At 40.0% G+C, this 9789-nt stretch carries 8 protein-coding genes; 7 read left to right on the forward strand and 1 reads right to left on the reverse strand.

Going from position 1 to position 9789, the window contains the following annotated elements:
* Positions 1-348 precede the first annotated feature (348 nt).
* From H6F56_RS06430 to H6F56_RS06460, 7 genes are all read left to right on the forward strand, one after another.
* Positions 349-1089, forward strand: a complete 741-nt coding sequence (locus H6F56_RS06430) for an FkbM family methyltransferase (RefSeq protein WP_190666035.1) — start codon at positions 349-351, stop codon at positions 1087-1089.
* Entirely contained in the window at positions 1070-2347 is a 1278-nt protein-coding gene (locus tag H6F56_RS06435; protein ID WP_190666036.1) for a glycosyltransferase family 4 protein, read from the forward strand. Before H6F56_RS06430 ends, H6F56_RS06435 begins: the two co-directional genes overlap by 20 nt.
* 139 nt (positions 2348-2486) lie before the next feature.
* Entirely contained in the window at positions 2487-3830 is a 1344-nt protein-coding gene (locus H6F56_RS06440) for a hypothetical protein (protein ID WP_190666037.1), read from the forward strand.
* 131 nt (positions 3831-3961) lie between these two features.
* Positions 3962-4828 carry a glycosyltransferase family 2 protein gene (locus H6F56_RS06445; RefSeq protein WP_190666038.1) on the forward strand — a complete coding sequence of 289 codons (867 nt, stop codon included), beginning with the start codon at positions 3962-3964 and terminating at the stop codon, positions 4826-4828.
* Between the two features lie 253 nt (positions 4829-5081).
* Positions 5082-6191: a glycosyltransferase family 4 protein gene (locus tag H6F56_RS06450; protein WP_190666039.1), complete on the forward strand. Its 1110-nt coding sequence runs from the start codon at positions 5082-5084 to the stop codon at positions 6189-6191.
* A gap of 5 nt (positions 6192-6196) precedes the next feature.
* Complete coding sequence (locus H6F56_RS06455; protein ID WP_199312615.1) at positions 6197-7087, forward strand: NAD-dependent epimerase/dehydratase family protein; 891 nt, start codon at positions 6197-6199, stop codon at positions 7085-7087.
* A gap of 8 nt (positions 7088-7095) precedes the next feature.
* Positions 7096-8100, forward strand: coding sequence for an MraY family glycosyltransferase (locus H6F56_RS06460; RefSeq protein WP_190666041.1), 1005 nt, complete (start codon positions 7096-7098; stop codon positions 8098-8100).
* A 262-nt stretch (positions 8101-8362) separates the two neighbouring features.
* On the opposite strand, the gene H6F56_RS06465 is transcribed toward H6F56_RS06460, so the two are convergent.
* Positions 8363-9109, reverse strand: a complete 747-nt coding sequence (locus H6F56_RS06465) for a ferritin-like domain-containing protein (RefSeq protein WP_190666042.1) — start codon at positions 9107-9109, stop codon at positions 8363-8365.
* Positions 9110-9789: the final 680 nt, after the last annotated feature.

The raw sequence follows: 9789 nt of genomic DNA on the forward strand, positions 1-9789 counted from the left end.
AGTCGTACAACTTAACCAAAATGTGACTAATCTTCTGCAATGTAATTAACCTGCTGCACGGGTTCTGCAGTGGATTCGTACGGATTAAAAGGCTCATCGTTTTGACTTTGCATAATATGTAGACCTTTAGGGAAACTGTCATTACAATCAAGAGTGAGAAGATTACAATAATGCCTGTGGGACTTTTCCTCAACTTTATAGAAGTCAGTATTATGATTTCTAGCAGTGGGTGTGGCAGAGCAAAGCCCACGTGTTAAAAAAATTGAACTTAACAGTCGTTATCCACGCGTTTGCAAGCAAAACATGCTATTATAATATTAGTGTTTTTGAAATTTTCAAAGTCACATAATGATTAAAAAACTCGTTAAAAAAGTTGCAAGAAAATTAGGAATAGAATTAAGCAGATTTACTCCTCAAACATCAGATACTGCTCGAATCCAGCGTATCTTACATCACTATCAAATTGATTTGGTTTTGGACATAGGTGCTAATATAGGCCAATACTCAATGCTGTTACGTGATCTAGGATACCAGGGGAGAATCGTATCATTTGAGCCATTATCAAGCGCTTACTCAACACTGACAGTTGTAAGTAGTAAAGACCCCTTATGGAAAATCGCTCCTCGTCTTGCAATTGGTAATGTAGATAGGGAAAGTGTTCAGATTAACATTGCTGGTAATTCTCAGAGTAGTTCTATACTACCCATGCTGAACTCCCACCTAAATGTAGCCCCAAACTCAGCCTATACCAGTTCTGAAATGGTTCCAATGAAAAGACTAGATACGATTAGTGAATATTATATAGATGAAGACGTTAAATCAATTTTTCTTAAGATAGATACACAAGGTTTTGAAACGCAGGTTCTTGAAGGTGCCTCTGCAATTTTAGCAAAAGTCGAATTTATTCAAATAGAGCTATCATTAATTCCTCTCTATGAAGGCGAAAAGCTTTATAATGACATGATCGCGCTAATGTATCATCTGGGATATGAGGTTTACGCCATCATACCTGGATTTACCGATCCATTGACTGGCAGACTTCTTCAAATGGATGGGATCTTTAAAAAAAATGAAAGTATGTTTGCTTAGTTACTCAGATGGACGGGGGGGTGGATATGCGGCAGCATATCGGCTTCATCAAGGCTTGCTCCAAGCTAATGTGGACTCAACAATGCTTGTTGGATATAAAACTCGGGACGATATCACAGTTTTATCCAAAGAAACTAAGCTGGCACAGGCACGGGCAAAAATTCTGCCATCTCTCGATGCTTTAGCAATAAAATTGTTGTATCCCAAACGGGTTCCTACAGTTTATTCTCTTCAGTGGGTTCCAGATACACTCTCGTCAAGAGTTGCACAACTTAAGTCAGATATTCTCAATTTACATTGGGTGTATGGAGGCTTTCTGCAAATTGAGAGCGTTGCTAAGTTTAATCAACCGATTGTTTGGACACTACATGATATGTGGGCTTTCACTGGCGGTTGTCACTACAATCAAGAGTGCAATCGCTACACAAAGTCGTGTGGTGCTTGTCCTCAACTCGGCAGTCACCAGGACAAAGATTTATCGCACTGGGTGTGGCAGCGCAAGGCTAAAGCTTGGAGAGACTTGAACCTAACCATTGTTACTCCTAGCCATTGGTTAGCTCAGTGCACTCACTCAAGCTCTCTCTTCAAAAACGCGCGCATAGAAGTGATTCCCAATGGACTTGATAGCTGGCAATACAAGCCTGTTGACCAACGTCTAGCAAGAGAACGCTTAAACTTACCCCAAGATAAACATCTTGTGCTTTTTGGTGCGTTGAACGCTGCTAGTGATCCTCGTAAGGGATTTCATCTTCTACAGCCGGCTTTACGAAACCTTACTCAATCAGGATGCTGCGAAGGTATAGAACTGGTCATTTTTGGTGCCTCTCAACCCAGTCATCCTGCCGATTTAGGTTTTAAGTGCCATTATTTAGGTAAATTGAATGACGATATTTCCTTAGCATTAGTTTATGCTGCCGCAGACGTGTTCGTTGCACCTTCAACTCAAGATAACTTGCCTAATACAGTGATGGAAGCTCTAGCTTGTGGCACTCCCTGCGTGGCTTTTAAAATTGGGGGTATGCCTGATATGATTGAGCATCAGCAGAATGGCTATTTAGCACGCCCTTTTGAAGTGGACGACTTAGCTAAAGGGATTCTCTGGGTGCTAGAAGACAAAGATCGATGGATAAAGCTTGGTAATCGTGCTCGTGAGAAAGCAGAATTGGAATTTACCCAAGAACTCCAGGCCAGCCGCTACTTATCATTGTTTACAGAGATTGTATCTAAATATCGAAAAGAGAAAGCTAAACTTTCTTAATTAAAAAGTTGGGCTAGTCTTAAGCTTTGCTGTATTAAGAAAAGAATAACCATATCACGCTAACAAACCTAATAAAATATTTTTGCGTTAATAAAGTAAAGATCTCTTCTTAAAACTTACTGGATACGGTAATTAAATTATGGCAGAGTTATTAGTAACATTATTAAATTCTATTATTTGCTTACTTTATATCTATTGGAGCGTCAGAGCGATGGTTGTCGTCGGCAAGCTTCGCCTTTTGCACCTTTCTAGTGTTATTGTCGTTCTGTTTAACGGGATTTCTATACCCTTCCTTGGTCTTAGCACTTCAATTTTTAATAAAGCCTCATCGAGCGATGAGGTGACATGGATCGCGTTTTGGTCGATGAGTTTATTTATATTTATTTGCTCAGTTTTTCAAAAGCAAAAGTTTTATAAACTTCCCAAAATAAATGTTCCCAAAAATTACAAAAGAAAGTTTAAAGCAAATCTTTGGTTTTGGTTTTTTCTGGTCATCGGAATATTTAGTATTTTAAGGTTTATGATCTTTTCAAATGGCCTATCTTTCATGGGTTCTGTATTTTCATCCTTAGGGAATATAGAACAGTATTATCTAACACGACTAGAAATTGGGGAAGAACTAGTGGTTCCTGGGCGAGGCTTAGGATGGGCTGTAATATCAGCTAATTATTTGCTTCCAATGATATCCTTTTTGTCTATTTATTATGCTTGCAATCGTAAGCTTAGTAAAAAAAGTCAAGTTTTGTATTGGATCATATGGGTGATTTCTATTTTATTAATGACTGCTTTTTATATTACTTTAGCCCATCGATTTATGATTGCTTATTTGTTAATAATTATTGCATTTTGTATTTTTATTTATAGGTATAATGGAAATCTTGAGTTGTATTTTTTAAAGTGGAAAAAGCCTTATTTGATCCTCAGTATTATCACACTTGTAGTTACTGGTTTGGGATACTTATTTTCCTTGGTGAGTGGAAGCAGTTTGTTGGAAGGAATAGGATTTCTAGCAGAACGAACAGTCTTAATACCCGCTGGAACTAACAGCTTTTACTACTATCTTTTTCCCGCAAGATTTCCTTACAGAGGTCTTTTAGGCTCATTCAATATGTCTGGTATTTCTTTAAATAGTAATGATGTAGGATTTTATGATGTAGCTGAAGCTATGACGGGTCTGCGGTACGGGGCTAATGCTAGTTTCATAGCGATAGGTTATTCGGGTGCTGGGTTACTAGGCGTGGGTGTTGTTTCTGTGGTATATTGTTTAATCGCTTCTTGTGCTGATCGTTTGCTCAATCGTATGGAACCTAGGCTAAGATTTATTGGCATCCTAATTAACTTATACGGTATAATAGGTTTAGCCAGTACCCCGCTTAACGCAAGTGTTGTATCTTTTGGATTTGGAGTCTCTAGCTTTATTTTCTATTTTTTGATAAAACGAATCACAAAAAATGATCAGCTCCAACAACAAGGCAATGTTTAAAGCAATGTATTAGGACTTACTGGCAAATCCTATAAGTAAGTTAGTTTACAAATATAATGATTTTAGAGTTTTTCTTAAAGTTCTAAATCAAGAAATAAGGTTAGTGAAAAAAACACTAAGCGGAGGTTAAAATGTTAAATCAAGAGTTCTCTAAATCACTGAATAAACAGCCTTTAATTTCGGTAATTACAGCGGTTTTAAATGGAGAAGAATACTTAGAACAAACAATCCAATCAGTTATTAATCAGTCTTATAAAAATGTAGAATATATCATAATTAATGATGGTTCTACTGATAATACACTTAATATTATAAAAAAGTATGATGAGCAAATTGCTTATTGGGAAAGCCAAACCAATAGTGGACTTTATAGTTCATGGAATAAAGGGCTAAAACACGCCAAGGGTGAATGGATTTGTTTTCTAGGATCAGATGATTATTTTTGGGCGCTTGATGTGATTGAAAAAGTTGTGCCCCATCTGAATAAAGCTTTGCCAGATTTTCGAGTAGTTTATGGCAAAAATAATTTTATTAGTATAAAAGATGAGAGTATTATTATGACGCATGGAGCTGAATGGGGCCTTGTCAAAAATAATTTTATGCAAACCATGTGTATCCCCCATCCAGGTTTATTTCATCACAAGTCTTTATTCAAGGAATATGGTGAATTTGATAGCTCATTTAAAATTAGTGGAGATTATGACTTCCTGCTGCGAGAGTTGACGCACAGAGATGCCTATCATATTAATGATGCTATAGTATCAGGAGTGAGAATGGGGGGAATGAGTGGCAGATTAGATAATTTAATCCTCAAACATCGAGAGATCATAAAATGCAAACGTAAAAATGGGTTGCCAATATCTTCCCGAGAAATTCAGCGAGGGATAGTAGTATATGGATATGTACTATTGCGTTCTGTGTTGGGCGAAAATACCACAATTCATCTAGCTGATGTTTATAGAAAAATGACAGGAAGACCACCAATTTGGTCAAAATAAAAGGGGGTTAAGATAAATTTCAGATAGTGCAGTAATTTCAACAACACCTAGCAAACTCACCCAGAACTTTAGTTTCGGGCTAATAGTTAAAGTCCTCTTAAAATGACTGGGCTATGAGCTGACGAGTGTAGTAATCGGCAGATTTTTGAAATAGTTGAGAGTGGTACAATATATGATGATATCGTTTTGAACAAAGCAGAGCAGAAGATTGCAGGCCGTTATTCAAAAAGTCTGGCAATAAAAAGCCTATTTTATGAAAATTTTAATTGTTATAACTAGAGCTGATACTGTAGGAGGTGCTCAACGTCATGTAAAGGATCTAGCACATTCATTGATTGCTAGGGGAAACAAGGTTTTGATAATTACCGGCTCCAAAGGTCCTTTTACTACTACCCTGGAAAAATTTGAAATTCCTTGGATTGAATGTCAAACTTTGCAGAAAGAAATTAATCCAATTCAAGATTTTAAAACTGTAACATTTTTGAAAGAAATTATTAAAAATTTTCAGCCAGATATAATAGCTACACACTCCAGCAAATCTGGAATTTTAGGCAGATTAGCGGCTAAGTTTACTAATACACCTTGCACCTTTACAGCTCATGGTTGGGCATTTACGGAGGGAGTGCCTGAACCTAGCCGTACAATTTACAGGTTATTAGAACAATTAGCTAGCCCTTGGGCAGATAGAATTATCTGCGTTTCAGAATATGATCGCTCGCTCGGTATAAGAGCTGGGATTCCAAATAATCGACTTTTAACAATTTATAATGGAGTGGAAGATGTTGACAAGGAGTTAAAAGCGACTCCAAATCTGTCAAATCCAGTTAAAATTGTTATGGTTGCTCGATTTGACAAACAAAAAGATCATATCACCCTAATAGAGGCATTTAAAGACATTTGGGGTGCAGAGTTGCTTTTAGTAGGGGACGGTCCTAACTTGGAAGCTATTCAAATTTTAGTAAATCAACTAGAAATGGCAAATAGAGTCAATTTTCTAGGGTATCGTAACGATATTTCAAATATTTTGTCCCAAGCTCAAGTCTTCACTCTGGTTTCCAATTGGGAAGGGTTTCCTTTAGTAACATTGGAAGCAATGCGAGCTGGTTTGCCGGTCGTTGTATCTAGTGTAGGAGGGGCTGCTGAAGCTGTAGTTGATGGTGTCACCGGCTATTGTGTGCCTCGGAGTGATGTAGGCTTACTCCGAGAGTGTCTGAAGAGACTTGTCTCAGATCCGCAGATGCGCCAGCAAATGGGCAGTTCTGGCCAGAAGCGATATGAAGAAGAATTTACCTTTAAAAGAATGTTTGAAAAAACAGTCAATGTTTACCAGGCAATTCTGACTCAGAGGTTAGGGAATAGGTGAATGTGATGCAGCTACTAGTTACAGGTGCAACGGGTCTACAAGGTAGTTTATTCCTCAATCATCTTGCGACGGCAAGTCCGAACACGCAAGTTTATTGCTTAGTTCGACCTACCAGCGATCTTAGCACCATCAAAAAGTTAGACTTAAATTTAAACTTTTTGATAGGTGATAGTTCTACTGTAGAAACATGGGAGCAGGGTCTGAAGCAGTACAGCCCAGCAACGATTATTCATATTGCAGGCATCCGACATATTCCCGCCATCCTTGAAAGTCTAAAAAAAGCTGGACAGAGTCCCCGATTGATTGTAATTGGCACCACCGGCATATATTCTCAATACAATCACTATTCAGCGGATTACAAAGATATTGAAACTCAATTGGCTGAGTATCCGGGTTCTTCCTGTTTACTACGCCCTACGATGATCTACGGTTCGCACCGCGATCAAAACCTGCACAAGCTGATTGTTTTTTGTAAGCGCTATGGCTTTTTCCCTGTTTTTGGTTCTGGTAATTGTCTTCTGCAACCTGTCCATGCGGATGATTTAGCTCAAGGAATTCTTGCTGCCTACCAACGCCCAGAGATTGAAGGTGCTTACAACCTCTCCGGTGGTAGTGTCGTGGCATTTCGAGAACTTTTAGCGTTAGTTGCTAAACTGATTGGCAAGCCGGTTCGACAAATTTCCTTCCCACTTAACCTGGGTATATGGTTTGCGACAAGATTGGAAGGATTGCTAGGGCAGCGTTCGCCTGTGAGGCGTGAACAAATTCTTCGATTACAAGAAGATAAAGCGTATCCTCACGATGCTGCTCAACGGGATCTCAACTTTTTACCTCGAACTCTGGAAGTTGGACTGCAGCAGGAGCTAGAGTTACTGCGTAGCCAAGGAATTATTTGAGGATTCTCATGTACCTCATACTGGTATTGGCCAGTTTTCTAGTTAGCCTGCTGAGCGTTGCCCTGATTAAGCAACGCTTCAACCAACACCTGCTCGATATCCCCAATGAGCGCAGTTCTCACACGCAGCCGACACCACGCGGCGGCGGCTTGGGATTTATTATTGCATTTGCACTAACAAGTGGGAGTGCAGGGATTTTGGCTCGCTATTTTCCCCACTCATTTCACAACCAACTGATCTACCCAAATTTAAGTTGGTTATGGCTAATTCTCACACCCCTGGCTATTGTTGGCATTATAGATGACCAACGCGGTGTGCCGGCCGGCTTGCGATACCTAGTGCAGTTGGGAGTATCTAGCATCGCCGTTGCGTGTTTTGGCGCTTTTTTTCTACCTTGGCTTACCGATTTCGGGATGATCGGTCAAATGGTAGCAATCGTTGGCACCTGTATCGGCATGACTGCCCTAATTAACTTTTACAACTTTATGGATGGCCTTGATGGTCTCGTTGCCGGCGTTAGTGCCGTTCAACTGAGCTTCTTAGCTATCTACCTTAATCAGCCAATACTTTGGCTTCTTGTTGCTGCACTACTCGGCTTTCTGTGGTGGAATTGGTCTCCCGCTAAAATTTTCATGGGTGATGCCGGCAGCACAGTTTTAGGTGCGATTGTCGCAATTTCCCTATTAAACACCCACAGCGACTCGATTCGAGGTTGGTCAGCCATCGCCATAACCCTTCCCCTGATCGCTGATGCTATCTACACCCTCACCCGCCGTTTGATACGCCGCGAAAATATCTTCAAGGCTCATCGCACTCATTTATATCAACGACTACAGCAGTCTGGGTGGTCTCATGCACAAGTGGCTAGTACATATATTTGTATTACACTGCTAGTTGCCAGCAGCATTTACTATCTGGGTTCTGCTGGAGCATGGCTGAGCTTAGTTGGTGTTGCCGGAAGCATTATTTTAGGAGAAATTTACTTGCGATCCCACTCATCTGTGAGCAAATAATCACCCTTTAAGTTATCTCGCAATTTGACCACAAATGCGCCGACACAAAATGAATTTCGTCGTAGATCAAGGCTTTTAAAAGTATCTTTTGAGGAAGTTATTAAAAACTAAGCCGGTTGCCAGCAACAGTACAGGAGAACCGGATTAGGGTGGTAAAGCTGTTAAAATCCCCCCAGCAAGGTTGAGATGGGGGGAGCCAAAGCGATGAAATTAAAGTGGTATTAGAAAGCTCCTAGGGATTAGTTGAGGCTATCTGTTGTAATCATTTTGCAAAAGTGGGTTCAGGCATTTCAACCGGCACACCATCTTGAACTAAGGAAGGCTGAGGTTTCCCTTGCAAGAAGTTGCCGGCCATTGCCAACATCGCATTTATCTTGCGAGTGCGCCACTCATCAATCAATGGCTGAACACCGGCAGCCGGCAGCCGGCGCTGCATTGCTTCAAAAAGATAAGCCGCATGGCCGGTTTCATCGTTAGCAACGCTGAGCATTCCCTTTTTAAGGTTAGCGCTATGGAAATCGTCATCCGGCAGGACGTTCGCCATCCGTGCGAAATCTTTGCTGGCATCAAGTTCCAGAATATATGTACTGGCCATAAACACGTTCCAGTCAATATTTTGAGGCTTAAGTTGCTCTTGATCGTAACCCTCAAAATAAGCGCCAAAGAACGGACTGCGCTTTGGCTTGTCTTGCTTGCCGGTTTCTGCCGGTTTGGGCAAATTCTTGAAGTCAATCACTTGCTTGTTGAGCTGTTTTAGGGCGTGGGCAAAAATTTGACCGTGACGCTTTTCGTCAGCCGCATGGCGAGCCAATTTTTCTGCAAGCCAGGCATCACCTTCATCGGCAGCTCGTTTTGAGAGTGTTTCTAAGAAGGGAACTGAGCCGGCTTCTGCCAATTGTAGCCCTGCTAAGGTATTAGGTCGAGTCAGAGGATCTCGTAAATTGCGGGCAGAAATATAGGCGACAGCACCAGAACCCACAAGATGCAGGACATGGGTAAAGAAATTCATAAAAAACCTTTATCGCTCCAAGGATGAGCTGCAGATGTGATTCTCTTCCTAATTTAAAAAAATTCTTGGAAAAAAACATCCCATTTTCCAACTAATTTATAGCAAATTTAAATCTATTTCTTTAGATTGATTGCTAGAGGTTTTATCTGTATTATGAGTTCTAAGTTTCTGTTCAATCTTGCCTTTGTTAGCCTTCGCATCGCAATAAATGCTAAAACTTCTCTTTTTAGGTCAATAAGCTGGCTCTTGATCGCCACTCCTTTCAAGGCCATTTAAATTAGATTTGTGCTTATCTGGGGCGTAATTAGCTCAATCATTATTGTAAAATACAAATAAAATTTTGCAGCTTTAAAATTATTAATAAGCCTACTACCAACTCTAAAAACCTGTTATTTGTTCTGTATACTTCTGATCTCAAGATCGCTATCATGTGCGTTTTTCTGCAGTTAAAAAAGTCATCCTTTCCAAAGACATATCAAGCTTTATAGCGTTTCTCGAATAACAGAGGTACAGTAATGGGGAGCTGTTGAGGGTGTAAAGATGAAAGCCTACTCACTGGACTTGCGGGAAAAAATAATCCAAGTGTATGAGAATGAAGAAATATCGCAACGGGAATTGGCGAAACGATTTTGTGTAGCCAAAAGCTTCATTCAAAAGTTAATAAAACAGTAGAGAGAAAG

The sequence above is a fragment of the Microcoleus sp. FACHB-672 genome (assembly GCF_014695725.1).
Lineage (GTDB): Bacteria > Cyanobacteriota > Cyanobacteriia > Cyanobacteriales > Oscillatoriaceae > FACHB-68.